General features: G+C 67.6%; 28 protein-coding genes. 6 read left to right on the top strand and 22 right to left on the bottom strand.

Annotated elements, in window-relative coordinates:
* Positions 1 to 2: 2 nt before the first annotated feature.
* From AC07O4_RS02220 to AC07O4_RS02205, 4 genes are read right to left on the bottom strand one after another with little or no spacing between them, the layout of a single operon-like run.
* Positions 3 to 659, bottom strand: a complete 657-nt coding sequence (locus tag AC07O4_RS02220) for a DUF2894 domain-containing protein (RefSeq protein WP_495303633.1) — start codon at positions 657 to 659, stop codon at positions 3 to 5.
* On the bottom strand, positions 652 to 1,314 hold the full coding sequence (locus AC07O4_RS02215; protein WP_493191971.1) for an OmpA family protein: 663 nt from the start codon (positions 1,312 to 1,314) through the stop codon (positions 652 to 654). Before AC07O4_RS02215 ends, AC07O4_RS02220 begins: the two co-directional genes overlap by 8 nt.
* 1 nt (position 1,315) lies before the next feature.
* The gene (locus AC07O4_RS02210) at positions 1,316 to 4,138 is read right to left on the bottom strand and encodes a DUF802 domain-containing protein (RefSeq protein ID WP_495303632.1); all 2,823 of its coding nucleotides are present in this window, start codon (positions 4,136 to 4,138) and stop codon (positions 1,316 to 1,318) included.
* Between the two features lie 31 nt (positions 4,139 to 4,169).
* Positions 4,170 to 4,874, bottom strand: a complete 705-nt coding sequence (locus AC07O4_RS02205; RefSeq protein ID WP_495303631.1) for a DUF3348 domain-containing protein — start codon at positions 4,872 to 4,874, stop codon at positions 4,170 to 4,172.
* Positions 4,875 to 5,470: 596 nt separating this feature from the next.
* On the opposite strand from AC07O4_RS02205, the gene AC07O4_RS02200 reads away from it, so the two are divergent.
* From AC07O4_RS02200 to AC07O4_RS02180, 5 genes are all read left to right on the top strand, one after another.
* Positions 5,471 to 5,668 (top strand): hypothetical protein, encoded by a 198-nt coding sequence (locus AC07O4_RS02200; RefSeq protein ID WP_495303630.1) that lies wholly within the window; start codon positions 5,471 to 5,473, stop codon positions 5,666 to 5,668.
* Positions 5,665 to 5,847 carry a hypothetical protein gene (locus AC07O4_RS02195; RefSeq protein ID WP_495303629.1) on the top strand — a complete coding sequence of 61 codons (183 nt, stop codon included), beginning with the start codon at positions 5,665 to 5,667 and terminating at the stop codon, positions 5,845 to 5,847. Before AC07O4_RS02200 ends, AC07O4_RS02195 begins: the two co-directional genes overlap by 4 nt.
* Before the next feature lie 8 nt (positions 5,848 to 5,855).
* Positions 5,856 to 7,007, top strand: coding sequence for a calcium:cation antiporter (locus tag AC07O4_RS02190; protein WP_095947071.1), 1,152 nt, complete (start codon positions 5,856 to 5,858; stop codon positions 7,005 to 7,007).
* Positions 7,008 to 7,354: 347 nt separating this feature from the next.
* A complete protein-coding gene (locus AC07O4_RS02185) occupies positions 7,355 to 9,043 on the top strand; it encodes a sensor histidine kinase (protein WP_495303628.1) in 1,689 nt (562 codons plus the stop codon).
* A gap of 32 nt (positions 9,044 to 9,075) precedes the next feature.
* Positions 9,076 to 9,771: a response regulator gene (locus tag AC07O4_RS02180; protein WP_095947069.1), complete on the top strand. Its 696-nt coding sequence runs from the start codon at positions 9,076 to 9,078 to the stop codon at positions 9,769 to 9,771.
* Between the two features lie 45 nt (positions 9,772 to 9,816).
* On the opposite strand, the gene AC07O4_RS02175 is transcribed toward AC07O4_RS02180, so the two are convergent.
* The 18 genes from AC07O4_RS02175 to AC07O4_RS02090 all read right to left on the bottom strand — a co-directional run bounded on the left by AC07O4_RS02175 (position 9,817) and on the right by AC07O4_RS02090 (position 25,362).
* Positions 9,817 to 10,731: a type II secretion system F family protein gene (locus AC07O4_RS02175; RefSeq protein ID WP_495270586.1), complete on the bottom strand. Its 915-nt coding sequence runs from the start codon at positions 10,729 to 10,731 to the stop codon at positions 9,817 to 9,819.
* Between the two features lie 12 nt (positions 10,732 to 10,743).
* A complete protein-coding gene (locus tag AC07O4_RS02170) occupies positions 10,744 to 11,733 on the bottom strand; it encodes a type II secretion system F family protein (RefSeq protein ID WP_495270585.1) in 990 nt (329 codons plus the stop codon).
* Between the two features lie 9 nt (positions 11,734 to 11,742).
* On the bottom strand, positions 11,743 to 13,122 hold the full coding sequence (locus AC07O4_RS02165; RefSeq protein ID WP_495303627.1) for a TadA family conjugal transfer-associated ATPase: 1,380 nt from the start codon (positions 13,120 to 13,122) through the stop codon (positions 11,743 to 11,745).
* A 42-nt stretch (positions 13,123 to 13,164) separates the two neighbouring features.
* Positions 13,165 to 14,322, bottom strand: coding sequence for a CpaE/TadZ family protein (locus AC07O4_RS02160; RefSeq protein WP_495303626.1), 1,158 nt, complete (start codon positions 14,320 to 14,322; stop codon positions 13,165 to 13,167).
* 19 nt (positions 14,323 to 14,341) lie between these two features.
* Positions 14,342 to 14,791 carry a TadE/TadG family type IV pilus assembly protein gene (locus AC07O4_RS02155; protein WP_369629274.1) on the bottom strand — a complete coding sequence of 150 codons (450 nt, stop codon included), beginning with the start codon at positions 14,789 to 14,791 and terminating at the stop codon, positions 14,342 to 14,344.
* Entirely contained in the window at positions 14,788 to 15,246 is a 459-nt protein-coding gene (locus AC07O4_RS02150) for a TadE/TadG family type IV pilus assembly protein (RefSeq protein WP_492740901.1), read from the bottom strand. Before AC07O4_RS02150 ends, AC07O4_RS02155 begins: the two co-directional genes overlap by 4 nt.
* 8 nt (positions 15,247 to 15,254) lie before the next feature.
* The gene (locus tag AC07O4_RS02145; RefSeq protein WP_495303625.1) at positions 15,255 to 16,484 is read right to left on the bottom strand and encodes a pilus assembly protein TadG-related protein; all 1,230 of its coding nucleotides are present in this window, start codon (positions 16,482 to 16,484) and stop codon (positions 15,255 to 15,257) included.
* Positions 16,485 to 16,530: 46 nt separating this feature from the next.
* Positions 16,531 to 16,707 carry a Flp family type IVb pilin gene (locus tag AC07O4_RS02140; protein WP_139702491.1) on the bottom strand — a complete coding sequence of 59 codons (177 nt, stop codon included), beginning with the start codon at positions 16,705 to 16,707 and terminating at the stop codon, positions 16,531 to 16,533.
* Between the two features lie 103 nt (positions 16,708 to 16,810).
* On the bottom strand, positions 16,811 to 17,026 hold the full coding sequence (locus AC07O4_RS02135) for a Flp family type IVb pilin (RefSeq protein WP_139702492.1): 216 nt from the start codon (positions 17,024 to 17,026) through the stop codon (positions 16,811 to 16,813).
* A gap of 124 nt (positions 17,027 to 17,150) precedes the next feature.
* Positions 17,151 to 17,447 carry a hypothetical protein gene (locus AC07O4_RS02130; RefSeq protein WP_062474152.1) on the bottom strand — a complete coding sequence of 99 codons (297 nt, stop codon included), beginning with the start codon at positions 17,445 to 17,447 and terminating at the stop codon, positions 17,151 to 17,153.
* Positions 17,448 to 17,458: 11 nt separating this feature from the next.
* Positions 17,459 to 18,928 (bottom strand): type II and III secretion system protein family protein, encoded by a 1,470-nt coding sequence (locus tag AC07O4_RS02125; protein WP_260685014.1) that lies wholly within the window; start codon positions 18,926 to 18,928, stop codon positions 17,459 to 17,461.
* A gap of 89 nt (positions 18,929 to 19,017) precedes the next feature.
* On the bottom strand, positions 19,018 to 19,857 hold the full coding sequence (cpaB, locus tag AC07O4_RS02120; RefSeq protein ID WP_139702494.1) for a Flp pilus assembly protein CpaB: 840 nt from the start codon (positions 19,855 to 19,857) through the stop codon (positions 19,018 to 19,020).
* Positions 19,858 to 19,890: 33 nt separating this feature from the next.
* Positions 19,891 to 20,475: an A24 family peptidase gene (locus AC07O4_RS02115; RefSeq protein WP_495303624.1), complete on the bottom strand. Its 585-nt coding sequence runs from the start codon at positions 20,473 to 20,475 to the stop codon at positions 19,891 to 19,893.
* Between the two features lie 16 nt (positions 20,476 to 20,491).
* Positions 20,492 to 20,638 (bottom strand): hypothetical protein, encoded by a 147-nt coding sequence (locus AC07O4_RS02110; RefSeq protein ID WP_167395048.1) that lies wholly within the window; start codon positions 20,636 to 20,638, stop codon positions 20,492 to 20,494.
* A gap of 210 nt (positions 20,639 to 20,848) precedes the next feature.
* Positions 20,849 to 22,066, bottom strand: a complete 1,218-nt coding sequence (locus tag AC07O4_RS02105; protein WP_495303623.1) for a CaiB/BaiF CoA transferase family protein — start codon at positions 22,064 to 22,066, stop codon at positions 20,849 to 20,851.
* On the bottom strand, positions 22,066 to 23,034 hold the full coding sequence (locus AC07O4_RS02100) for a Bug family tripartite tricarboxylate transporter substrate binding protein (RefSeq protein ID WP_495303622.1): 969 nt from the start codon (positions 23,032 to 23,034) through the stop codon (positions 22,066 to 22,068). Before AC07O4_RS02100 ends, AC07O4_RS02105 begins: the two co-directional genes overlap by 1 nt.
* Before the next feature lie 34 nt (positions 23,035 to 23,068).
* On the bottom strand, positions 23,069 to 24,208 hold the full coding sequence (locus AC07O4_RS02095) for an acyl-CoA dehydrogenase family protein (protein ID WP_495303621.1): 1,140 nt from the start codon (positions 24,206 to 24,208) through the stop codon (positions 23,069 to 23,071).
* Positions 24,205 to 25,362 carry an acyl-CoA dehydrogenase family protein gene (locus AC07O4_RS02090; RefSeq protein ID WP_495303620.1) on the bottom strand — a complete coding sequence of 386 codons (1,158 nt, stop codon included), beginning with the start codon at positions 25,360 to 25,362 and terminating at the stop codon, positions 24,205 to 24,207. The genes AC07O4_RS02095 and AC07O4_RS02090 overlap by 4 nt, the downstream gene beginning before the upstream one ends.
* Before the next feature lie 109 nt (positions 25,363 to 25,471).
* Here AC07O4_RS02090 and AC07O4_RS02085 point away from each other — a divergent pair, with 109 nt between their 5' ends.
* Complete coding sequence (locus AC07O4_RS02085; RefSeq protein ID WP_493191950.1) at positions 25,472 to 26,269, top strand: IclR family transcriptional regulator; 798 nt, start codon at positions 25,472 to 25,474, stop codon at positions 26,267 to 26,269.
* Positions 26,270 to 26,397 lie beyond the last annotated feature (128 nt).

Below are 26,397 nucleotides of genomic sequence, written 5' to 3'. Positions count from 1 at the left end.
TTCTAGCTCGCGCGGCTGCGCGAACTCTTGCGCGGGCTCTCGGTGCGCGCCACGCGCGCGGCCTCGGCGGCGGCGTTCACCTGCTCGATCCACAGCAGCGCATCGACGTGCGCCATGAAGCGCTGCAGGTACTGCGGCGACAGGTCGCGCATCAGCGTGAGCGCGCGCTGCACCAGGTGGTGCGTGTTGAGCGGGCCGGCGTTCTTCGGCACCTTGGCGAGCGACTGCGTCACGCGCTGGTCGGCGGCGAGCCTGGACCAGGTGCCGCGGAAGTAGCTCAGCGTCTTGAGCTCAGGCGCGGTCGAGAGGCTGGGCACGGCGTCACCGTCGGTCGCCTCCGCGTCGGGCGGCGGCGGCAGCGGCGCGAGCTGGGCGATGTGGTTCATCAGCTCGGCGAGCGCGGTGTGCAGCGGCGCATCGACCGGCACTTCAGCCTCGGGTTCGACCTTCTCCAGATCGGCGCGGTAGGTCGCCATGAGGCTGGCCAGCCGCGCATCGAGCAGGCGCCGCGCCTCGCCCTCGTGCGCCGCCGCGCGCTGCGCCATCGCCTCGATGAAGCGGAAGCGCACCGGGTCGAAGCGGTCGTCGCCGCGCGCGCGCCAGGCGTCGAGCGCCGCGACGGGGTCGACCTGGTCGTCCGGTGCGGCGTCGTTACTCACGGGGCTTCGCAGCGTCGGGTGCGTTCTTGGGCCGGGGCGTCGGCGCCATCTCCACGCGGCGGTTCTTCGCGCGGCCTTCGGCGTCGTTGTTCGAGGCCACGGCCTGCTCGGCGCCGAAGGCGGCGGCGAACACCGACGACGAGGGCACGCCCTCTTCGATCAGCGCGCGCGTCACGGTGAGCGCGCGCTGGGCTGACAGCTCCCAGTTGTCGGCGAACAGGCGCGCGCCCTCGCGCATCTGCCGGTCGTCGGTGAAGCCGCTCACCATCAGGATCTCGTCGCGCGCCTTCAGGTAGGCGCCCAACGGACCGGCCAGGCTTTTCAGCAGTTGCCGGCCGCCGGGTTGCAGGTCGGCGGAGTTGAAGGCGAACAGCACGCTGCCGCTGATGCCGATGCGGCCGTTGTTGAGCGTCACGCGGCCCGCCGCGAGCGGACCGGCCAGCGCCTGTTCGAGCGCCTCGCGGCGCTGCGATTCGGCGCGGCGCTGCTGCACCTCGGTTTCGAGGCGGCTCGCCAGGTCCAGCTGCATGCCGAGCACGCACACCAGGATCAGCACGAACGCGCCCAGCATGCCCGCCATCAGGTCGCCGAACACCGCCCACACGGGGACGGTCGGCTCCAGGCCGGCGTCGAGGTCGATCTCGTCGCGCACCATCTCAGGCCTCGCTGCCCACTGCGGTCTGGCGGCTGGCGAACTGCTGCAGGTCTTCGACGATCTGCTTTTGCGACATGATGCTCAGGTCGATCACCTCGCGCGCCTGCGCCACGTAGTAGGCCAGCTGTTCGTCGCTGCGCGCCAGCGACTTGCCCAGCGCGCCTTCGATGCGCTGCAGGTGCGCCACCAGCTTGTCGTTCGATTCGCCGAAGCGCTGCACGGCAAAGCCGAAGGCTTCGCCCAGGCTCGCCACCTCGACCGCACCGCCGGTGATCTGCGCGGCGATGCCGGCCATCTTCTCGGTCTCGCTCTCGACCTTCTCGGTGAAGCGGCTGCCCACGCGTTCCATCATGTCGGCCGAGGCCGTGACGAGCGCGTCGATGGCGCTGCGCTGTTCGGTCGAAGCATGGTTCACCGCGCCCAGCAGGGTCTCGAGCGTGCCGAGGATGCGGCTGCGCTCTTCGAGCATGTCGTTGTCGCGCGCCATGCCGTCCGACAATTTCTGGCGCAGCTCGGCGATCACGTCGGCCGCGGCCTTCGGTGCTTCGGCGGCCACCTGCAGCAGCTGCGCGACTTCGGCCACGGTCTGCTTCGCATTGGCCTCGGCCTGCGCCGACATGTCGCGCACGGTCTGCGCCAGCGTCTCGCTCATCTGCTGCTGCTGGCTCAGGCTGTGCGCGCCGGCCTGCTGCCATTCTTTCTGCAGCGACGCGGCCATGGTCTCGAGCGACCCGCTCCAGGCCGCGAGGCGCTGCGCGTCGCGCGTGGCGAGCTCGGTCTGCAGGTTGGCGTGCGCCTCGCGCACGGTGTCGAGCAGCGAGGCGGCGGCGCGGGGTGCGTCCGACGCGGCCTGCAGCAACTGCGCGACTTCGGCAACGGTCTGCTTGGCGTGCGCCTCGGCCTGCGCCGACACGTCGCGCGCGGCCTGCGCCAGCGTGTCGCTCAGTTGCTGTTGCTGGCTCAGCGTGTGCGCGCCGGCCTGCTGCCATTCCTTCTGCAGCGACGCGGCCATGGCTTCGAGCGACTGGCTCCAGGCCGACAGGCGCTGCGCATCGCGCGCCGCCAGTTCGGTCTGCAGGCTGGTGTGCGCTTCGCCCACGGTGCGCAGCAACGACACCGAATGCTGTTCGAAGGTGGCGGCCGCGGCGGCGAGCGCCTGGTGCGAATCGCCCGACAGTTTTTCGCTGACGCGCTGGTGCTGCGCGAGCGCGCTGCCCCAGGTGTCGGACACGCTGCCCACGGTGCTTTCGAGGCGGGCCGACACGCCGTCGACCAGCGCGGCCGAGCGCAGCTCGAAGGTTTCGGCAAAGCGTTCGAGCGTGCCGCGCAGGTCGCTCGACAGCGCCCCGCTCGCGCGCTCGTGTTCGGCCAGCGCGGCCTTCCAGGTGTCGGCCACGCCGGCGGTCGAAGCCTCGAAGCGGCCCGTGAGGCCTTCGAGCTGCCGTTCGACGGCCTGCGCCATGCCGCCCTGCAGCGACGCCGCTTCGCGCGCGATGCCGAGCATGGCCGCCTCGACCACGGGCTGGATCGTCGCGCCGGCGATGCGGGCAGTGTCGGTGAGGCTGTCCTTCAGCGAGCGATCGACCGAGGCGGCCAAGCCGCTGTAGGCGGCTTCGGCCTTCTGGTGGAAGCTGTCCTGGCTGGCGACGAGGCGCTCGTTCTGCGCCTGGCCCTGGCGTTCCAGCGCGGCCATCATCGTCTGCAACTGGCCGACCAGCTCGGGCATGACCTTCGCCACCGGCTGGATGGTTTCGCCGGCGATGCGGGCGCTGTCGGCCAGGCTGTCCTTCAGCGAGCGATCGACCGAGGCGGCGAGCCCTGTGTACGCGGCTTCCGCCTTCTGGTGGAAGCTGTCCTGGCTGGCAACGAGGCGGTCGTTCTGCGCCTGGGTCTGGCGCTCCATCGCGGCCATCATGGTCTGCAGCTGGCCGACCAGTTCGGGCATCACCTTCGCCACGGGCTGGATGGTTTCGCCGGCGATGCGGGCGCTGTCGGCCAGGCTGTCCTTGAGCGAGCGGTCGACCGAGGCGGCGAGCCCCGTGTAGGCGGCTTCGGTCTTCTGGTGGAACTGGTCCTGGCTGGCGACGAGGCGTTCGTTGATCGACTGGCTCTGGCGGTCCATCGCGGCCACCATGGCCTGCAGCTGGTCGACCAGCGCGGGCATCGCGTGAGCCTGTTGCTGCATCAGCTTGAACGACTCTTCGCGGCGGTGCGCCAGCGAATGGCCGCGCAGCGACGTGGCGATGAGCGTGTCGAGCGACTGCCCGGCCAGCAGGCGTTCGCGCCGGCACAGCGCCGAGGCCAGGCCCAGCATGGCCGATGCGGCCACACCCGCCACCGAGGTGCCGAAGGCCAGGCCCAGGCCGCGCACGGGCGCCGACAGCGAGTTACGGATGGCCTGCACGTCGGTCGCGCTTTCGAGCGCCAGCCCCGTGCCGTTGAGCGTGACCACCATGCCCAGGAAGGTGCCCAGCATGCCCAGCAGCACCAGCAGGCCCGCGAGGTACGGCGTGAGCGCCGGGCCCGGCAGGCCGACGCGCTCGCCTTCGATGCGCAGGCGCACCGCGTTGCGCAGCGAGGGATGCAGGCCGGCGAGCCAGTCGCCGAGGCTCGCCGGCGGCGCCGACAGGTCGTTCACCGCATGCGAGAGCGTGCCGGTGGCCTGGTGGAAGCGGTGCAGCTCCAGCGCGCCCATCAGGTAGAACGCGCCGATCAGCGCCGTGATCACCAGGGCCAGCGGGTTGTGGCCGACATAGCTGGCACCGACCCAGCACACGACGGCCAGGCCCACGAGGAAGACGGCGTAATGGAAAAATCTGTTCATGGAAGCTTGTTGTCTCTTGTAGGGCGGCAGACTAGCGGTCGCGAAGGGCCTCGAGCAGGCCTTCGACCGGTTGCATGCGAATGTCCAGTTCGGCCCGCAGCACGCTTTGCATGTCGCGGCCGAACACGTCCAGCCAGCCGGCGACGGCGGTCGCTGGCGGCTGGGGGTTGTCGGGGGTGGCGTCCTGCGCGGCCTGATGGGCCTCACGCAAACGCTTGAAATGTTTCTCCAGCAGCGTGGGCACGGTCGCCAGCAGGCTGCGTTCGCGCGCGCCCACCACCTGTTCCAGGATGGCGTCCACCGCGGCCAGCCGGGCCAGCTCGGGCGAGCGGGTGGCAAGCCGGGCCCGCAGGCGGGCGCGCAGCGGTTCGATGGCCGTTTCCATGGCCTGCTGCCGCGCGAAGTAGCGACGGCGGTACGGCGGGAAGTCGTCGTTCGCGCCCGGCAGCACCGAGGCCACGCCGCCATCGGCATTGCCCTTGGCCAGCGCGGCCTTCAGGCGCGCGCACTCCTGCGCCTCCTCGGCACCCTCGGACGCCCGGACGCCGGACACGGCGACGCCCAGATCGGAATCCAAAGCTGCAGACAAGGAGATGGCGTCGGTCCAACTGAACCACTGACTCAAACGATCCGCGAGGGCTTGCCTGGATTCGGGAACGTCGATGTCGCTCAGTTGAGCGAGCAAGCGAGTGAGCGCCGAGCCGGTGAAGCCTGTGCGCCGTGACACTTGCACCATACCGCGAGAGAGGGAGAAAACCGGGCAGTTTACACCGGTCAACTGGCGGCTTTCCCTCTGTGAACTGGTGCACAGGAAGCGCGGGAGAAGTGAAACGGGGTGTGACCGAAACCGAGGAAATCGGGGCGCGAATACCTAAATCAGGTGAGTGTGCTTGTTTACATTTGTCGTAAGAATGAATACTTTCAATTCCCAGTAGCCGAAGAGCCGCAGAGCTTGGTCAGGGTGGGATCTGGACAGCATGGTCACTCTGACAAATGTCGTCGACTCATTCGGTTTCCGCCTGCCCCTGCCACCTTCAGGACATGGACCGCCAGCCGCGCAGAGGGTGGATGCGCCTGTTGCCCTGGCTGCGCCTGTACCGTTGCTCGAGCTGCAGCAGGATGCGGCTCCTGTCCAAGCAGAAGGTAGACAGCGCCCGCCTCCTGCATGCGGCCCAGGTGCGCGCACGCGGAGGCTGAGGGCGTCGCCCCCGATTTCCCTGCTATCATTTTTTCGTTCGCGCGCCCTGCGCGAACCGGGCCGAGGACGACCTCGGTCTTGCACCTCCACCTTGCAAGGGACGGCCCTTTCCTGACTTCTCGCGAAGTTTCGACATGGCCGCACTGCTTCCTTCCTGGCGCCTCGCCGCGCAACGCTTCTTCTCCCGTTTCCGTCTTTCTCGTGCCACCGTGCCGGATGCCTTCCGGCTGACGCTCGGCGCCGTGCGCCTGCACGTGCGCACGGGCGCGACGCGGCTGTCCTACCGCGCCGAATGCCCGCGCGCGCCCACCGCATCGGGAGCCGCGCGATGAACGGTCTTGATCTGCACTGGCCCGCGCTGACCATGGCGGTGGCCCTGGCCTATGCCGCCTGGCATGCGCGCCGCGAAGACTGCGAGCTACGCGACGTGAAGGCCCTGTGGGCTGCCAGCGGGCTGAGCCTCGCCGGCAGCGGCCTCTTGGCCCTGGCTTCCCTCTTGATGTCGGAGTGACAACGCCCATGACAACAACACCCTCCCCCGCCCGCCTCGTGCCGCCCGCCACCTGGGCCTTGATCGCCGCCGCCTGGCTCGTGGTCGGACTCTTCGTCGCCTTCGGCGACCGCTGGCTGGCCGCGCCGATCAGCCCCGTGGTGGCCGGCTGCGTCTTCCTGGCGCTGTTCGTCACCATCCTGGCCGCCTCGTTCGGCGTGGTGCGCGAGGCGGACCACCTGGCGCACCAGCTGGGCGAGCCGTACGGCACGCTGATCCTGACGCTCTCGATCGTGTCGATCGAGGTGATCCTCATCGCCTCGGTGCTGCTGGGCCCGGGCGAGTTTCCGACCATTGGCCGCGACTCGATCTTCGCCGTGATGATGATCATCCTGAACCTCGTCATCGGCATCTGCCTGATCGCGGGCGCAGCCCGCCACGGCGACCAGGAATACAACGCGCAGGGCGCCGGCGCCTACCTGTCGATGATCCTGCTGCTGACCGGCACGGCGCTTGTGCTGCCCAACCACAGCTCGGGCGCGGGCGAGTTCACGCCGGTGCAGGCGATCGGCATGTCGGTGCTCACGGCCGTGCTGTACGGCGCGTTTCTCTGGATGCAGATGCGCAGCCACCAGCGCTTCTTCATCCAGCCGGCGCCGGGGCGGATGTCAGTGCGGGCGACCGCACCCTCGCCTGCCGCGCAGGCCGATCACGCCCGCCTGGACAAACGCGCCGTGGTCGTTCGCTCGCTGCTGTTGCTCGCGATGATCCTGCCCATCGTGCTGCTCGCGCACTACCTCGCGGTGGTCACCGATTACGGCATTGCCGCGGCCGGCGTGCCCGCGGCCGTGGGCGGCGTGCTCATCGCCATCATCGTGTTCACGCCCGAGTCGATCACCGCCGTGCGCGCCGCGATGAACAACGAGATGCAGCGCGCCATCAACCTGTGCCTGGGCGCCTTCGTCTCCACCGTCGGGCTCACGGTGCCTGCCGTGCTGGTCATCGGGCTGGTCACGGGCAAGCAGGTGCTCATGGGCATCTCGGGCGCCGAAACCCTGCTGTTCGCGGTGACGGCGGTGCTGAGCCTGCTGAGCTTCAACGGGCAGCGCACCTCGCCGATCCAGGGGCTCATGCACCTGATGCTGTTTGCGGTGTACGGGATGCTGCTGTTCCTGCCCTGAGGCCGCGCAACGGGGTTACCCCGCGGCCTGCGCCTTCGCCAAGGCAGGCGGACGCCCCGTTGAGGTACCTCGCCCTCTCCGAGGCCTCCCCAACCGGCACCACGCCCTCTCGCCGCCCTGTGCAGCGGCCTCATTTATCCGCATGCAATCCAATGCAAATATAGTTACCAAACGTTAATGGAACGAGATTTCAATTGCATCTGAACACCAAAGTAGTAATGTGAACTCGTCACACGTTGTGGTCTCTGGCAAGAAAAATGTATTCCAAACTGTCACTGCCGAGCGCTCCCGTCCGTACCGCGATCTCCCGCGGTGCCTGACATGGTCCATGCACCGGATGCATCCCCATGCGAGCGCACGGCTCCGCCCCCAGCCTCGACGCCAGCCTGGCGGCGGATGCGCTCATGGTGGGACGCATGCGGCTCGTGCTGTCGATCTCGGCCCTGCTGGCGATCACGGTCGACGCCGCCGATAGCCGGCAGCAGGTCCCCCCGGCGGTCTGGCTGGCCTTCTTCGGTTACATCCTTCACAGCCTGCTGATCCACGTCTGCACGGCGATGGGGCGGCCCTACTTCCTGGGCCGAACCATCCACTGGTCCGACGTGCTGTGGTTCACGCTGATCATGGCGGTGACCGACGGCACCCACAGCCTGTTCTTCCTTTTCTACTTCTTCGCCATCCTCACTTCGTCGTTCCGCTGGGGCTTCGAGGAAGGCGCCCGCGTGACGATCGCCTCGGTCGCCTCCTTCGCCGCCTGCGGACTGGCCACGGGCACGGACGACACGCCGCAGCTGCTGATGCGCACTGCCTTCCTGCTGGCGCTCGGGCACATGATCGTTTACTGGGGCGGCTCCAAGCTGGCGCTGCAACGGCGCCTTGCGCTGCTGGGCGAGGTGAGCCAGCTGTCGAACCCGCGCTTCGGCGCCGGACGCACCATCGCCCGCACGATGGAGCGCACGCTGGCCTTCTTCCGGGCCAGCCACTGCATCCTGCTGACGCGCGACCGCGCCACCGGCACCTGGCTGTTGCGCACGCTGCGTGAGGACGACACCTGCGAACAGGTGAGCATCGAGACCATCGGCCGCCTCGCGGAATCGCCGCTCATGGCCCTGGCGCCCGACAGCGTCGTGCTGAGCAACCGCCTGCCCTGGCCGCTGAACCACCTGCGCGCGCAGCACCGTGTCTTCGAAGCGGGCACTACCGCGTGGCGCAGCGCCGACGAAGCCGGCGCTGCGCACTGCACCACCATCGCCGCGCTACTGGAGGCGCGGGCCTTCATCAGCGCGCCGCTGCCGATGCGCCTGGGCGAAGGCCGGGTGTTCATCTCGTCGCGCGACGGGCGGCTGAGCAAGTCCGACGCGCTGTTTCTTGCCCACCTCATGGAACAGATCTTCCCGGTCATCGAGACCATCGAGGTGCTCGACCGCATGGCCTCGGAAGCCGCGTCGACGGAGCGCCTGAAGATCGCGCTCGACCTGCACGACACCGCCATCCAGCCCTACATCGGCCTGCGCATGGGCCTGTGCGCGCTGCGCAAGCGGGCCGCCGCCGACAACCCGCTGCGCGAAGACCTGGACAAGCTCGCGGACGTGGCCGACGGCGTGATCGCCGACCTGCGCCGCTACGCCGGCGAAGTCAGGCACGGTGCGAACGACGATTCCGGCGGGCTCGTGCGGCCCCACCTGGAACGCCAGGCCGCGCGGATCAAGGGCCTGTACGGCATCGACATCGACATCGTGATGGCCGTCGACGGCCCGCTGCACCTGGACGACCGCGTGACCGCGGAGCTGCTGCAGATGGTCAGCGAAGGGCTGAACAACATCTGCAAGCACACCCATGCGCGCCACGGCAGCGTGCGCATCGACTGCAAGAACGGCCAGCTGGCGTTGTGCATCGAGAACGACGCCTGCCAGGAAAGCTTCACCGCCTTCCACCCCCGCTCCCTCACCGAGCGCGCCGCGGCCCTGGGCGGCCAGGCGCATGTCGACCGATGCGCAAATGGCGGCACGGCGGTACGGATCGAAATCCCGATCTGACCGCCCGCCGCAGACACAGGAAGGAGTCCGTCATGCAAACCCTCGACCATCCCGACCATCCCATTGCCGTGCTGCTCGTGGACGACCACAAGACCATGCTGTGGGGCCTGTCGAAGCTGATCGACGGCGAGCAGCCGCGCATGAAGGTGGTCGGCACGGCCAGCTGTTGCGACGAGGCGGTGGCCACGGCGCAAAGCCTCGCACCCGATGTCATCGTGCTCGACCTCGACCTGGACGGCCACAGCGCGCTGGACATCCTGCCCCGGCTGCTGACCAACGAGGTGTCGCGCGTGATGGTGCTGACGGCCGAGAAAGAACAGCGCACGCTCGATCTGGCCGTGCTGCGCGGCGCGCGCGGCGTGGTGGGCAAGGACGCCTCGGCGCAGCAGCTGCTCGACGCCATCGAGCGCGTGTTCCGTGGCGAGCTGTGCGTCGACGCGCAGACCATGGGCCGTGTCTTCTCCGAACTCACGTCGGCCAGGAAGCCGCCGAAGGCCGACCCCGACACGGCGCGCCAGGCCACGCTGACGCACAAAGAGCGCGAGATCATCCGCATCGTCGCGACGGGCTGCGGCGCCTCCAACAAGGCGCTCGCCGAGCGCGCCTTCGTCACCGAGCACACGCTGCGCAATCACCTGTGCGCGATCTACCAGAAGCTGGGCGTCACGAACCGGCTCGAGCTGTACATCTACGCGATCAAGCACCAGCTCGACACGCTGGCGGCCTGATCCGCTGCAGCGGCGCCCGGCCGGCCTTCCGGCCCGGTCGCCTCCTCACTGATGCCCGGTCAGCATCGGCCCGATCATCCGGATCACGCGGATCGCCGCCGGCGTGAGGATCACGAGCGAGATGCACGGGAAGATGCACAGCACCAGCGGCAACAGCATCTTGGTCGGCACCTTCGCCGCCAGCTCCTCGGCGCGCACCTGGCGCTTGTGGCGCAGGTCGTCCGAGAACACGCGCAGCGACTCCCCGATGCTGGTGCCGAAGCGGTCCGCCTGGGTCAGCATGGTGGCGAAGGTGCCTATTTCTTCCACGCCGGTGCGCAGCGCCAGGTTGCGCAGCGACTTCTCGCGCGTGCCGCCGGCGCGCATTTCCAGGTTGGTCCAGTGCAGCTCCTGCGCGAGCGCCCGGCTCTTGATCTGGATTTCCTCGGTGACCTTGGCCAGCCCGGCGTCCAGTCCGAGCCCCGCCTCCACGCACACCAGCATGAGGTCGGCGGCGTCGGGAAAGTTCTCGAAGATCTCGCGGCGCCGCGCGCGGATGCGAAGGTACAGCAGCGCGTTGGGCAGGTAACAGCCGGCCAGCGCCGCCAGCGCGAGCCACAGCAGCATCGTCATGCCGCCCGCCGACCCCGCCGCGCGCAGCATGAGGAACACGACGGCCGCGAAGCCCAGCGGCAGCAGCGTCTTCAGGCCGAAGTAGATGAGGTACGCATCCGGATGGCGGATACCGGCATTGAGAAAGCGCACGCGCATCGGCGACAGTTCGGCGTCGCCGGTCGGCGACGACAGCTGCGCGAACGGCCCGACGAGCTTGACGGCGGTCTCGGTCCAGGCCGACTTGTCGGACGGCAGCGCCACCGCCTGCAGCCGCTGCGCGGTGCGCGATGGGGAGAACCACACCGCCAGGCCGATGACCGTCAGCGACACGGACAGAAAAACCAGGATGGGGAACAGCATGGCCATGACGCTTCTCCTTCAGACGCGAATCTTCACGATCTTGCGCAGGAGCACGATGCCCACCAGCATCAGCACCAGCATGTAGCGCAGCACCGTCTGGCCGATCGGGTCGGTCCACAGCGGCGACATGAACTCGGGATTGAAGATGTTCATGAGCCCCGCCAGGGCGAACGGCATGATGCCCAGGATCCAGGCCGACAGCCGCCCTTCGGACGACAGCACCCGCACCCGCGCGAGCAACTTGAAGCGCGCGCGGATGAGCCGGCTCAGGTTGCCCAGCACCTCGGTCAGGTTGCCGCCCGAGTCACGCTGGATCAGCACCGACACCACGAAGTAGCGCAGATCGGTGAGCGGCACGCGCTCGCTGAGGTTGGTCAGCGCCTGCTGCAGCGAGACGCCGAAATTCACCTCGTCGGCCACCAGGCGGAACTCGGTCGCGATCGGGTCGGGCATTTCCTCGCCGATCATCTGCACGCCGCTGGCAAAGGAATGGCCCGCGCGCAGGGCGCGTGTCACGAGGTCCAGCGCGTCCGGCAGCTGCTTTTCGAGGCGATCCAGCCGGCGGCTGCGCTGATGCTGCAGGTACAGCACGGGAAGCACCGCCGCCACGGCCCCGGCCAGAAGCGCCAGCCACGCGGGCTGGTGCGCCAACCACACGGCGCAGAACGCGAACACGCCGAGCGCACCGCAGGCCAGCAGAAAGCTGGACACCGTCCAGTCCAGCCCTGCCTGCAGGATGAAGCGGTCCAGCCGGTGCGCCCGCGGCAGCGCCAGCAACTGGCGCTGCATCCAGGGCACGTCGCTGAGCATGCGCTCCTTCGCGAGATGGGCCTGCGGCGTGCGGTCGACCGCGGCGGACATCGCCTGCAACCGCTTCTCGATCTTGCGCGCGTCGGGCCCCTTGTAGGACCGCCACAGCAGATAGACCCCTTCGATCATGAGCAGCGCGGTCACGAAGACCAGCACCGCGACCGTGATCAGCGTGTCACCACCCAGGTTGTCGAACATGGCGTGCTCCTATTCGTAGTGCTTTTCGGGATCGAAGATGCTGTCGGTCAGCTCCACGCCGTACGCTTGCAGCCGCTCCATGAACTTCGGCCGCACGCCGGTCGCGTGGAAATGGCCGCGCACCTGGCCGTCGGGGCTCATGCCCGTCTGGTGGAAGGTGAAGATCTCCTGCATGGTGACGATCTCGCCCTCCATGCCGGTGATCTCCTGGATGCTGGTGACCTTGCGCCGCCCGTCGATCAGCCGCAGCACCTGGACCACCACCGTGATCGCCGAGGCGATCTGCTGGCGCACGGTGCGGTGGGGCAGGTTCAGATTCGCCATGCCGATCATGTTTTCCAGCCGGGCCAGCGCATCGCGCGGCGTGTTGGCGTGGATGGTGGTGAGCGAGCCTTCGTGGCCGGTGTTCATCGCCTGCAGCATGTCGACCGCCTCGGCGCCGCGCACCTCGCCGATCACGATGCGGTCGGGCCGCATGCGCAGCGCGTTGCGCACCAGCGCACGCTGCGTGATCTCGCCCTTGCCTTCGATGTTCGTCGGCCGCGTCTCCATGCGCGCAACGTGCGGCTGCTGCAGCTGGAGTTCGGCCGCATCCTCGATGGTAATGATGCGCTCGGACTCCGGAATGAAGCCCGAGAGAATGTTCAGCAGCGTGGTCTTCCCTGCCCCGGTGCCGCCCGAGATCAGCATGTTGACCTTGGCCTGGGCCAGGCCTTCGAGCATCTGCGCCATCGGCGGCGTGAGCGACTTGAGATCGTTCACGAGGTTGTTCATGCGCAGCGGGATCTTCGCGAAACGGCGGATCGACATCATCGGCCCGTCCAGCGCCACCGGTGCGATGACGGCGTTGACCCGTGAGCCGTCGGGCAGCCGCGCATCGACCATCGGGCTGGACTCGTCGATGCGGCGCCCGACCAGCGAGACGATCTTGTCGATGATCCGCAGCAGGTGCTTCTCGTCGGTGAAGCTCACGTTGGTCAGCTCCAGCCGGCCCCGCCGCTCCACGTAGATGCTGGTGGGCGAGTTGACCAGGATGTCCGAGACGGTCGGGTCGGCCATCAGCAGCTCGATGGGGCCGAAGCCCAGCATCTCGTGCTGGATGTCGCGGATCAGCGTGCGCCGCTCGATGTCGTTGAGCGCCTCGGGCTCTTCCTGCAGCAGCCGCCCGACCATGGTCGAGATTTCCTGCCGCAGCGCGTCGGGCTGGAGGGTTTCGAGCGCCGCCAGGTCGAAGCGGTCCAGCAGCTTCAGGTGCATGCGCTCCTTCAGCAGCTTGTAGGTGTCAGAGGCGAAAGGCGACGTGGTCAGCTCGAGGACCGGCCCTGCCGGCCCCGCCGGCCGCGCGCCCGCATCGCTGTCGATCGCATTGAGTTGGTCCCTGAATGACATGTTGGCACCTCCGCCTGGGTATTGATGGGAATCCGCCCTGTCTCAGGCACGGCGGAACAGCCGCCCCATGAAGCCGGGCGTCGCCTCCGGCCGCGGGCTGAGTGTGTGGGCGATCTCGTCGAGGCGCTTGGCGAGTGCGCTGCCGCGCGACATCTCCGCCAGCGGCACGCCGCGGTTGATGGAGGCGTCGACGTCCTTGCCGCCGTCCGGCACCGTCGTGAATGTCGCGCCGGGCAACGACCGGCGCATGTCCGACAACCCGATCTCGCCGCCGCCGGTGCTGCGGTTCACCAGCAGCTCGACCTTGCCGGTGGCGTAGCCGAGCGACTTGAACACCTGCATCAGGCGCGTCACGTTGCGAATGTGCGGCAGGCTGGTCTGCATCACGGGAAAGATGCGCTCCGCGCGGTCGAGCACGCGCAGCGTGAGCGTGTCGATGCGCGTGCCGAGGTCGAAGATCACGAAGTCGTACTGCGCGAGCGCCACCTGCAGGATGGCGTCGATGTGCTCGGCCTTGACATCCATCGCGCGCGCCAGGTCCTCGGGCGCGGGCAGGATGCTGTAGCTCGGCGACACGCGCACCACGCTCGCCGCCAGCAGCGAGGCGTCGAGGCGCCCGATGTCGCGCGCCACGTCGGCCATCGTCGCTGTCGGGCGCAGGTCGCTCACATACGACAGCGCATCGCCGAACTGCAGGTTCAGGTCGATCAGCAGCACCGAGCGCTCGCGCGACAGCTGGTGCGCGATGTTGGTCGCGAGAAAGGTCGCGCCGCTGCCGCCCTTGCAGGGCATGAACGCCACCACCCGCCCGGGGCTGCGCGCCTGCGAACCGGCCATCTTGAGCGCGATGCGATCGACGGTGGCCTCGAGCGCGGCGGTGTCGGCGGGCGACGGCAGCACCTCGCGCACGCCTGCGCGCATCGCGTGGATCAGGAACTCGGGTGTCTGCATCGCGCACAGCAGCACCACCGCCACCGCCGGATGCCGAAGCGTCAGGGCCTCGACCAGCGAGAGCTCCTGCGGGTCGCAGCACATGCCGTCGACCAGCAGCAGGTCGGGCCCGACCTTGTCGACGACCGCCTGCATGCGGCTCTTGCCGCCTTCGAAGAGCGACACGGCATGGCCGCGCGGCTCCAGCACCTTGCGCATGTCCTGCAGGTGGTTCGGATTGGGGGAAACGATGGCGATCTTCATGGTCATGGTCGTGTCCGGTGTGTTGCTAGGAGCAGACGGCGTTGCTGTTCGGGTCCTGCCCCATGATTTCGCGCGGCAGGTAGGTGGAAAAGCCCGGCATCGGGATCGGAGAACGAGTTCCGAATCCGATGGGCGAAATCCATCGGTAGTCGAGATCGACGATGCGGACGTTCACGCCGCTGCAATTGGCGGAAGTACAGGTCGCGCTGATGCTGCCTGCCGCGTCGTACCAGTCGACACTGACATTGGCTGCCGTCAATTGGGGCAGGAATTTCTGCATGTTGGAAAGCACGACCGTGGCGTTTCGGTCGCACACGACGGCCGCACGCGCACCCCAGCGCGTCGCTTCGGCGGCTGCATTCCACGTCCACAACATGCGCACGAAATCCATGATGCCCAGCAGGAAGGTCAGGAAGAACATCAGGACCAGCGCGAACTCCACCGCAGTCGCACCCATCTGTCTTGTTCGATTCATGATTGACCTCGCATGGTGGCGCTGATATCTCCGAAGGGAATTTCTCCGTTCGCATCACCAAAACCAAGCCCGAACGCGCCGGTGAGCAGCGGGCGGAACTTGTATCCCGTGACCTTGATGGTCACGGTATTGATGGCCGGGCCACTGCCCTTGAATTGCCAGGTCGGGGTGGGGACGTGAGAAGTGTCGAGGCCCAGGACCAATGGCGAGCCGCCACCGGTCGGGTTGCCATAGACCACCAGGTTCCTGGCAGTCGTGATCTTGGAGGGATCCGTGGTTGCGATCGACGGGTCCTGGGTGGACAGATAGCGAGAGGCGTCGCGCAGCGATTTCGCGATGGTGTTGTACTGGTACAGCGCCCGCCCGAATTCGGTCGTGATGAACGTCAGGATGAGCAGCAAGGGAAGAATCAGGGCGAATTCGACCAGAGCCACGCCGTTCTGTTTCTTTTTCATGCCAGCTCCTACTGAACGAGCGTCGGGACCCGGGGTCCGTTTGTGCCGCCGGCCAATCCCGCGGTGGCGCATGGACTGCCGGCGAGCGTCGCATCGCCAATGAACTCGAGCCACATCTTCGACTTCTTTCCGCTCGCATTCTTTTCCAGCGGATGCAGCATCAGCATGCAGCCGAAACCCTTGAGCGTGATCGACGGGCAGTCGACCACCGCAGTCGTGACCACACGTCGATTGGCACCCTTGGTGTAGTCGGTGGCATTGAAATTTCCCTGAGTCTTGAGGTTCTTGGTGTCGGGGTTCTTGTTGTCCCCTTCGTAAGGCGCGAATGAATTGCGCTTGGCAGCAAATCCGTTCGAGCCGGGGTCGTCATACCTGCCTGGATTCACGGCGGCAGCGCTGTCGGCATACCAGGCGTACCCGGTCTGATCGGGAATGGCAGTCGCGGCGTTGAGGCTGCCCTGATAGATGCCGAAGCGGGTATTCCACGCTGCAACCGCTCCATTGGTCTTGCCCGCCTTGCCGATGTTTGTATCCATACCGGGAAGACCGCATTGCCCACTGCTGGTCAGGAGATCCTTGATCTCGCGCGCCCCGCCGCCGCTGCCGGTGAAATCCACCCAGTGGAACTGACCGGACTCCACATCGTCGTTGTCATTGGTCACGCCCTCGACCCATTCCCCCCGCGTGAACCCCCAGCCGGGGGCGGTGGATTTTTGGCAGATACCGACTGGAATGAGGCAGTTGGACTGGGACGGAGCCCTGGTGGCAACGGCGACTGCGGCCACGCTGTGCGATGCCCCATAAGTAGCACTTCCGCTGAACGCGCCCAGGGCATTGAGGATCCAAGGCGCGATGCCCGACTTCGTATGCAGGCACTTGGCGTACCTGGCATTCGCTACGGGCGTAAAGGTATGGCTGTAGGTGCCGATCAGCGAGTCACTGAACACGATATCGGTCTGGGCGATGCCGGTCGCCCCACCTTGAAAATTGATCTTGTTGAGATCGGCCGCGGTCTTTCCTGCGCTGGTGGCACGCGTCAACGCATCGCTGGCGCCGTCGAGCTCCTGCGCGGCAGACAGGGCACAGCTGTCCATGGCGGTTTGCAGCTCCGTTTTCACGATGAAGAGGCGACCGAAGTCCAGTGCGATGCCCATGAACCCGAGGAGGAACAGCAGGACCAGAGCGACGGTGACGATTACCGCTCCGCCTTGGCTGTGGCCGGAAGTGTGGACTTTCATGATCGGCTTCCTGAGTGTGGGTGGCGGTTCGAAAAAGCTCTGTGCTTCAGCCACATGTCACGCCGCCAAGGCAGGTGCGGACGAGATCGACAACATTGCTGAGGTCGGTGTCCGTCACCAATGGCCGCAACGCGATGGCCAGCAGGATCGAGATCACGGCAATGACCAGCGCGTACTCCATCACTTGGGCGCCGCTCTCATCCCGCAAGAATGACTTGAACATGATGAGTACCTCGCTTTGTACTGGGCGGCGGCGGGCAACGGACAAGCCGGCCCCGCCACCGCCACCGCCATAGCCATCGTTCCAATAGATGCGATTGCCGGGCTTAAGGGTTGCAGACGGCCATGTTGCCCTGGAGGCAAGCGGCCACGCGGTTAATGAAGGTTGTGAAATAACCTCCGGTGGTCAGGCCCTGCAGTGCAATGACCAGGGCGATCGACACGACTGCGATGATGAGCGCGTACTCGATCACTTGAGCACCATCCTCTTCCTTGACGAACGAGGACATGAAGTTGCCGGCACGGACAAAAAGTTGGTTCATTTTTTTCACCTTTGAATTGCAGTAAGAAAACAGAAAAATCTTGCGTTGGTTCTTGGGTTGATTGACTTCTATCTTTGCGTGGCAACTCCTTTCTGATCGAATTCAAGAATCGTTCGAGGGCCGCCTAACGACCCCCGCCGCCGTTATCTCCACCACCAATCCCGCCACCGATGTTGATGACGTTCACCGCCGGCGGCGGCGCCTTGTAGGACTTCTGGTACTGCACCATCGACTCCCGTGCCGCCCGGCCGTCCATGCCCGCCACCGGATTGCCGTCCTTGCCGGCATCGGGATTGATCGTCATCTTCCTTTTCGCGTCGCGCACCGCGTCGCCGAAGCGCGCGTCGTAGTTGGGAGTGACGTGGGAGCATCCGGTGCCCAGGAGCAGCGTCAATGCGAGAGTCGTCGACTTGATGAACATGGTGATGCTCCTCACTGGGTATTGGTGGCCGGTGCGGCCGGTGCCGGGGTGGCGCTTTCGAGGCTGCCGTTCAGATAAACCTCCGCACGGCTGGGAACGACGTGGTTGTCGGTCGGCAGGCGAGGCGACTCGGCCAGCGGCCGGACCAGGCGGGGCGTGATCACGAACATCAGCTCGGTCTGGTCGTTCTGGAACTCCGTGCTGCGGAACAACGCCCCCATCACCGGCACTTCGCCCAATCCGGGATAGCGCTTGATGGACTCCGTGACGTTGCTCTTGATGAGCCCTGCGATGACGAAGCTCTGCCCGTCGTTGAGTTGCACGGTGGTGTCGGCACGGCGCACCGTGAGCGATGGCAGCACGGCGGTCACGCCGCCGATGGTGGTGAAAGGCGAGCCGGTTTGCGACAGGTCCGACACCTCCGAGACCATCTTGAGATTGACGCGGCCGCCGTTGAGCACGGTCGGGGTGAACTTGACCCCGATGCCGAACTCCTTTTCTTCCAGCGTGATGTTCGTGCCATTGCCGCTGGAGGAGCTCTGCGCCACCGGAATGAAGATCTTGCCGCCCGACAGGAAGCTCGCCTGCTGGCCGCTGATGGCCATGATGTTGGGCTCCGCCAGGATGCGCACCAGGCCGTCGTCCTTCTGGCCGTCGATGGAGATCGACGTGCGACCGATCCTCAACGCCTCGATCAGGCCGCCACCGCCGCTCAGGAAATTGGAGATCAGCGAATAGCTGTTGAGACCACCGTTACCGGAGCGGGCCAGCCCGACGCGTGCGCCAAGGCGGTCCAGCAAGTTCTTGCTGATCTCGGCGATCTTCACTTCGAGCATGACCTGCTGTGGCGCAGTGACACGCAGCAGGTTCACCACCTTCTTGCCGTCGGCGCCGTAGGCCGAGGCCAGACTCATCACGTCATCGAGCTTGAGCGCGTCGCTGATCTCGCCGGTGAGCACAATGGATTTTTCCGCGCTGCGCACTCGGATGCGGCTCTCTTCCGGCATCAACTCCGCCAGCTTGGACTGCAGCGCCCCGGGGTCGACGGTAACGACCACATCCTTGATGTAGCAGGTGCCGTCGGCACTTTGCAGCACCACGTTCATCGAGCCGGCCTGGCGGCCGCGGAAGAACAGGTCGGTCGGACTCAGCAGCGTGACCTCGATGTCAGCTACGCCGTCGCCCACGTTCGCATTGGGCGCCGGCATCGCTGCTCCGGGCTGCGCCGGTGCTGCTGGCGCGGTCGCCCGGCCCTGCGGCTGTCCGCCGAACACGATGCGCACCACGCGCGCCTTCAACGGAATGACCACCGACTTGCCGAGCACGGCATAGGTCGGCTCGGAGTCCGGGATGATGGCAGTGCAGCGCCGGCTGGCCGGGGCTGCGGGTGCTGCCGCAACAGTTGCTGCTGCAGCGGTTGCAGCAGGCGCAGGCATGGCGACGGCCGTGGCCGGGGCGGCTGCCACGACCTCCGCGGCCATGGCGGGGGTCGCCACTGTCGCGAGGGTCGCCAGCAGACGGGCGATGGTTGTTGTGAGTGGGCGCACTTGGTGTTCCTCCTGATGGACGATCAGAAACAGGTGACCGAACGGGCGGCGCTCTGGATCACCTCCACGCATTCGGTGGCTCGCGGCGTGGCGGGACCTGCCAGCCGCACCCGCGGGCGATCCGGAGCCGCCGCGGTGGAGACCGGCACGATGTCCTTCTTCTCGCCGAACAGCTGCCCCTTGGTGATGCCCAGGGTGGCGACCGTGGTCTTGTCCATCTGGTTGCGCAGCACGAGCGACAGGGTGCCCACGCTGCGCGCCAGGTCGAGCTTCTCGGAGTCTTCGAGCGAGAGCTCGAGCGTCACCGCGCTCACGACCTTCGGCTTGGTGTCGTCGCGGTTGGCCTCCTGGGCCACCGCCAGCACCAGCACCTTCTCGAGCACGGTCTTGCTGATCTGCAGCGCGTCTTCGCCGCGCCCTTTGTCCTGTTGGGCGTTGACCATCACGTCGACGTAGTTGCCCGGCAGCGCGAAGCCCGCCACGCCGACGACGTCATTGACGCGCACCGTCATGGCCCGCTTGCCGCTGGCGATCACTGCCGACAGCCCGCCCTGCGTGCCCACCGGCGCCAGCTTGCCCTCCATGAGCGCCTCGCCGCGCAGCACGCCGACCTTCACCACGCGGTCGTTCAGCGCCTTGATGTCGCTGAAGGAGCCGTTCGGCACCGAGCCGCTGGGCCAGTCGACCGTGGACAGCATCTGCGCATTGACGCGGCTGCCCAGGTCGATGTCGACGGCGGCCACCACGACCTTGTTGGACGCGATGCCACTTTGTCGGGAGATCCAGCCGGTCGCGTAGACCGCGGCCGCCAGCCCGAACAGCAGGGCCAGAAAGATCAGCCCGATCGCCTTGATGTTCTTCATACGAACCTCCGCCAGGGGTGAAACATGTAGGAGCTAGACAAAGCCCAGCTGGTGCGCCAGCACTTGGACCACCGTGCCCGCCGCGATGCAGACGCCGTAGGGCAACTTGCCCACGGACTGGCCCGCCTGCAGGCGCCCGTCGGGCCGCATGCCTGCGATGGTGGAAATGACCATGCCCTGCGCTGTGGCCTTGACGTTGCCAAGCATGTGGACCAGGCGGCGGCGATGGATCGCGAAGGCCAGCGCCGCGACGCCGCCCGCGATGAAAGTGAAGAGCAAGGCCATCAGCGTCTGCTGGGGTCCCAGGAAGGCCCCGGTCATGGCCATCAGCTTGACGTCGCCCGCGCCCATGATTCCGAGCACATAGAACGGCAGCATCGCGGCGAAGCCCACGCCCAGGCCGCCGAACGCACTCAGCGCGCCCGACGTCGGCGTGCGTGCCGCCATCGTTCCGTAGATGAGGGCGAAGCACGCGCCGCCGAAGGTCAGCCAGTTGGGAATGCGATAAGAGCGCCAGTCGCTGACAGCCGCCACGCCGAGCAGCGCGAAGAGCGCCAGCATGCGGATGTCGGTCGCCAGCATCGCGAGCAGTTCGAGAACAGCGTTGAATTCCTGCATGGCGGGCTCCCCGTGTTCAGGCACTGCGCCGCAGGGCGAGCACCAGCAAAATGGCCACGACCATCACCAGCGCACCGATCAACGCAACCTCCATGAACGACATGCCGGCGTCTTCGCGCAGCAGGCTCAGGGCGGTTCTCGGCAGAACTTCGAGCGGTTCCATGCGGTGTCCCCGGTGATCGTGGCCGGCCGAAGCCGCTGGCCTTCCCGGTGTGGGAAGAAGCGTTCGGCATGGGGATGACTGTAGGAATCGCACCGCCTTCGCACATGAGCGGAGCGCCCTTTTCTGGGGGAGTCAGGTGTCCCGCGACGGCACGGGGACAGGCATGACAAAACGCCTACCCCGCAGGGCAGGCGAAAGCGCAGGCGCGCTTCAGATCACCTGCGCGTCGCGCAGCGCTGCGAGCTGTGCCTCGCCCAGGCCGAACTCGCCATACACCTCGGCGTTGTGCTGCCCCGTGCGCGGCCCCGTGGCGGCCGGGCGAACGCCTTCGCGCCCCACGAAGCGCGGCACGGCCGCCGGCGCGGGCACGGTGCCGAACTGTTCGTCGGGCACATCGATGAAGGCGCCGCGTGCCTGCATGTGCGGGTCGGCCCGCAGGTCGGCGATCGAATACACCTTGCTGTAGGGCACGTCTTCGCGGTCCAGCCGCACGGCCAGTTCCGCGAATGGAAGACTGCCGCACCAGTCGGCAATGATGCGATCCAGCGCCTCGAGGTGGCGGATGCGCGCGGCGTTGTCGGCAAAGCGCACGTCGGTGAGCAGGTCTTCCCGGTCGATCGCGCGACAGATGCGCGCGAAGATCGGCCCGCCCGTACCCACCAGCGTGAACCACACGCCGTCGAGCGCGCGGAACACGTTGGACGGCGCGGTGTAGGTGGCGCGCGAACCGGTTCGTTCGCGCACCACGCCGCCGATGCGGTGCTCGGCCGCCAGCGGATCGAGCAGGCGCGACATCGCCTCGGTGGCCGACAGGTCGATCTCGGCGCCCCGCTGCCGATCGCGCGGCAACGCATTGCGCTCGGCCAGCGCGGTGCTGATGGCGAAAGCGCCGAACAGGCCCGCCACCACATCGCCCAGCGGGTAGTTCATGTGCTGCGGCGGACCATCGGGCTCGCCGGTCAGGTGCGTGAACCCGCTCATCGCTTCGAAGATGCGGGCAAAGCCCGGCCGGCGCGCATACGGGCCGGTCTGGCCGAAGCCCGTGAGGCGCAGCACGATGAGGCGCGGGTTGGCCGCGTGCAGCGTGGCGATGTCCAGGCCCCAGCTGTCGAGCGTGCCGGTGCGGAAGTTTTCCACCAGCACGTCGAAGCCGGCGATGAGCCGCAGGAACAGCGCACGGCCCTCGGGCTTGCGCACGTCCAGCGAGATGCCCTTCTTGCCGCGGTTGGCCGTCTTCCAGAACAGCGGATGGCCCTCGTGCACCGGCGTGAGCCCGCGCAGCGGATCGCCGCCGCCCGGCAGTTCGAGCTTGACGACGTCGGCGCCCATGTCGCCGCACAGCGTGGCCGAGAACGGCGCGGCGAGCACGGTCGCCATGTCGAGGATGCGCACCCCGTGCAGGGGCGCGTGGTCGGCAGGCTGGCCCATCAGTTGCCCTTCAGGTCGACGCGCTTGAGCACGGGGTCCCACAGCTTGCGGTCGGCGGCGATGCGTTGGCCGTAGGCGGGCTGCGACGGGTCGAGCGCGGCCGCGCCCAGCTTGGCCAGCTTGTCCTTCACCGCGGGCAAGGCCTTGGCCAATGCCGCGCGCAGCGGACGCATCACGGCATCGGGCGTGCCCTTGGGCGCGACGATGCCGACCCACAGGCCGCTGTCGAAGCCCTGCAGGCCCAGCTCGGCGAAGGTGGGCACGTCGGGCGCCGAGGGAGAACGCGTGCGGCCGGTCTGCGCCAGGATGCGGATCTGCCCGCTGCTCATGTAGGGCAGCGTGCCGCCGAGGTTGTTGCACATCACCGGGATGTGGCCGGCGATCAGGTCGTTCACCGCCGGCGCGTTCCCCTTGTAGGGCACGTGCTGCATCTTGATGCCGGCCTGGTGGTTGATCATTTCGCACACCAGGTGCGACGGTGTGCTCGGGCCGGCGGAGCCGAAGGCGAGTTGCCCCGGCTTGGCCTTGTCGGCGGCGATGAGCTCGGGCAGCTTCTGGTACGGCGTCTTCGCGTTGACCGCGATCACGTTGGGCAGGTCGGCCACCAGGCCCACGGGCACGAAGTCGTCCACCGGGTTCCAGGTGAGGCCCTTGTGCACGTAAGGCAGGAAGATGTTGGTCAGGCCCGCCATGAGCAGCGTGTAGCCGTCGGGCGCGGACTTGGCCACGAGCTCCGAACCGATGAGGCTGCCGGCGCCGGGCTTGTTCTCCACGATGACCGGCTGGCCCAGCGCGTGGCCCAGTTCCAGCGCCACCTCGCGCGCCACCAGGTCGGTGCTGCCGCCGGCGGGGAAAGGCACGACCAGCTTCACGGGGCGGTCGGGGAAGGCCGCCATCGCCAGCGAGCCGGCCAGGCCGAATGCAAGGCCTGCAGCCAGGTGCGAAATTTTCTTGATCAAGGACGTCATCGTCAGTCTCCAGTTTCTCTGTGTGTTCAGCGTTTCAGTGCGTGAGGAAGCGGCGCCCGAGCGTGGCGCGGTGCAGCTCGGAGGCGCCGTCGTAGATGCGAAACGGCCGCAGCTCGCGCACGATGAGGGCGATGGGCGCGTCTTCCGCCATGCCCAGCGCACCGCACATCTGCGCCGCGCGGTCGGCCACGCGGTTCAGGGCCTCGGACACGAAGACCTTCGTCATCGCCGACTCGGTCTTCACCGACAGCCCCTCGTCCATGCGGCGCGCGCAGTCCAGGCTCATGAGCCGGCTGGCATGCAGGTCGATGTGGCAGTCGGCCACCATCGCCTGGACCTGCTGCAGGTCGGCCAACCGCTCGCCGAACGACGTGCGCTCGCACACGTAGGCCTGCGCGATCTCGAGCGCGCGCCGCGCACGGCCCATGAGCCGCAGGCAGTGCGACAGCCGCGCGGGCTCCAGCCGCTGCTGCGCCGCCACGAAGCCCGAGCCCACCTCGCCCAGCACCGCGCCGGCGCCCACGCGGCAGGCCGTGAAGCGCAGCTCGCCATGACCTCCGACGGCGAACGGGTCGATGGCCTTGATGGCGCGCACCAGCGAAAGGCCCGGGTGTTCCATGTCCACGATGAACTGCGTGGGCCCCTCTTCCGTCTGCGCCAGCACGATGCAGAAGGCCGCGCCCACCGCCCCGGTGATGAACCACTTGTGACCGTCGATGACCCAGCCATCACCCTCGCGCCGCGCGGTGGTGCGCAGCATCGACGGGTCGGAGCCTGCGCCGGGCGCCGGCTCGGTCATCGCGAAGCACGAGCGGATGCGGCCCTCGGCCAAGGGCCGCAGGTAGCGCTGCCGTTGCGCGGGCGTGCCCTGGCGCAGCAGGCTGATCATGTTGGGCTGGTCGGGCGCGGCGCAATTGAGCGCGGCCGGGCCCAGGTAGCTGCGGCCGGCCTCCTCGAACACCGCCGCGCGCTCGACCCACGACAGGCCCAGCCCACCCTCCTCTGCCGGCATCTGCGGCAGGTACAGGCCCAGCTCGCGCGCGACCGGGCGCAGCTGCGACAGCGCGGCGTCGAGCGCCAGCGGGTCGTGCACGTGGGCATTCGATTCGAGCGGGATGCAATGCCGCTCGACGAAGTCGCGCACCCGTGCAACGAGGTCCGCGTGCACGTTCATCGCGCCCCCGCCTCGCGCAATGCCAGCTTGGCGATGTTGAGCTGGTGGATCTGGCTCGTGCCCTCGTACAGGCGGAACAGGCGCACGTCGCGGTAGTAGCGCTCGATGGGGCTGAAGTCGGCCACGTAGCCCGAGCCGCCGAACATCTGCACCGCGCGGTCGGCCACGCGGCCGCACATCTCCGACGCGAAGTACTTGCACATCGACGCCGACAGGGCCACGTCTTCGCCGCGATCGCGCGCACGCGCCGCCTCGAGGATCATCGAACGCGCCGCGTAGATCTCGGTGCGGCTGTCGGCGATCATGGCCTGCACCAGCTGGAAGTCGGCCACCGCCTGGCCGAACTGGTTGCGGCCGCTGGTGTGCGCCATGGCCAGGTCCAGCATGCGGATGGCCGGGCCCGTGCACAGCGCTGCCAGATGCAGGCGCTGCTTGTTGAGCACCTTCATCACCGTCTGGAAGCCCATGCCCTCGCGCCCACCGATGAGCTGGTCGGCATGCACGCGGCACTCGTCGAAGTGCACGTCCGACACGAAGGAGCCGGCCTGGCCCATCATGCGATAGGGCGCGCCCGTGGTCAGGCCCGGCCCGCGCTCGACCAGGAACGCCGACACGCCCTTGCTGCCCTTCGAGCCGTCTTCGGTGCGGGCGATGACGGTGAACACATCGGCCACCGGCGCGTTGGTGATGAAGCGCTTGCTGCCATTGAGCACGTAGTGGTCGCCCTCGCGGCGCGCGGTGGTCTGCACGTTGCTGGCCTCCGAGCCCGCTTCGGGCTCCGTCAGCGCCAGGCAGCCGGTGAGCTCGCCCGTGGCCATGCGTGGCAGCCAGCGCTGCTTCTGCGCCTCGGTGCCGTCGGCCACCAGCGCTTCGGAGCCGATGCCCGTGTTGGTGCCCACGCGGGCGCGCAGCGCCACCGACGACTGCGACAGCTCCATCGCGCACAGCACCAGCTCCTCGGTCGTGAGGCCCAGGCCGCCGTACGCCTCGGGAATGCTCCAGCCGAAGTAGCCCTTGCGCCGCAACTCGTCGACCACGTCGGGCGGGATGTCGTTGTCGCGGCTGACCTGGTCTTCCAGCGGATGCCAGCGTTCGCGAACGAAGGCGCGGATATCGGCCCGCAGGGCCTCGAAGTGGGGGGTGTCTCGGATCATGGTGGCCGCGACTGTAGGAAGCAGGTCCACAATTGCCGGCACTGAATTTCAATCATTGAAACTGCGATTCACTCCCATGCCCCGCCCTGTCCAGAATCGCCGCCAGCCCATGAAGCATTCCGACGACCTGCGCCGCGTGCGGGACGAAGACCCGTACATCGCCGGCACCCTGGCCAAGGGCCTGCTCATCCTGCAGACCTTCGTGGGCGACCCGCGCGCGCACGCCAACAGCGAGTTCGCGGCCAAGCTCGGCCTGTCGCGCCCCACCGTCTCGCGCCTGTGCCGCACCCTGCTGACCATGGGTTTCCTGGACCACGACGAACGCCTGGACCGCTACTTCATCGGCCCCGCCGCCGTGGCGCTGTGCTACCCCTACGTCATCAACACGCCCATGCTGGCCCTGCTGCGCCCGGCCATGCAGCAACTGGCCGACCGCGTCGAGGGCGCGGTGTCGGTCGGCGTGACCAGCGACCTGGACGTGGTCTACCTGGAAACCTGCGCCCACGAGGGCGGCACCCTCAAGCGCCCCGGCGTGGGCGCCGTGCGCGGCATCGTCGAGACCGCCATGGGGCGTGCATGGCTCGCGCAGCTGCCTACGGGTGAGCGCCAGGAGTTCCTGGCCCGCGTGAAGCACGAGCGGCCCGACGAGCACGCGCGTTGCCTCGAAGGCGTGCGCGAGAGCGTGGCGCACTACGGCAAGCGCGGCTTCGCCATCAACCTGGGCGATTCAGGCTTCGGCGTGCTTGCTGCGGGCGCCGCCGCACGCATCCGCTACGGGCCGCGCCGGCTGCTGTTCAACTGCGCGGTGCCAGGGTTTCGCTGGAAGAAGGCGCAGCTGCTGGACACGATCGGGCCGGGGTTGATGCAGCTGGTGGAGGCGGCGGACCGGCAGTCGGGGTTGCGGTGAGGGCGTGCGGATTGCGGGATTCGTGATCTGTACCGGGACGGCGTCTGGCTGCGCTGCGCAGCATGCCGAACGCTGCGCTCAGCGCGCCAGGCCGCGATGCTCTTAAAATGAGAGTAATTCTCAATTGC

This window comes from Variovorax sp. GW821-FHT09D04 (genome assembly GCF_059416405.1).
Note: the sequence above shows the minus strand (reverse complement) of the source record. Positions and strands in the feature narration are given on the sequence as shown.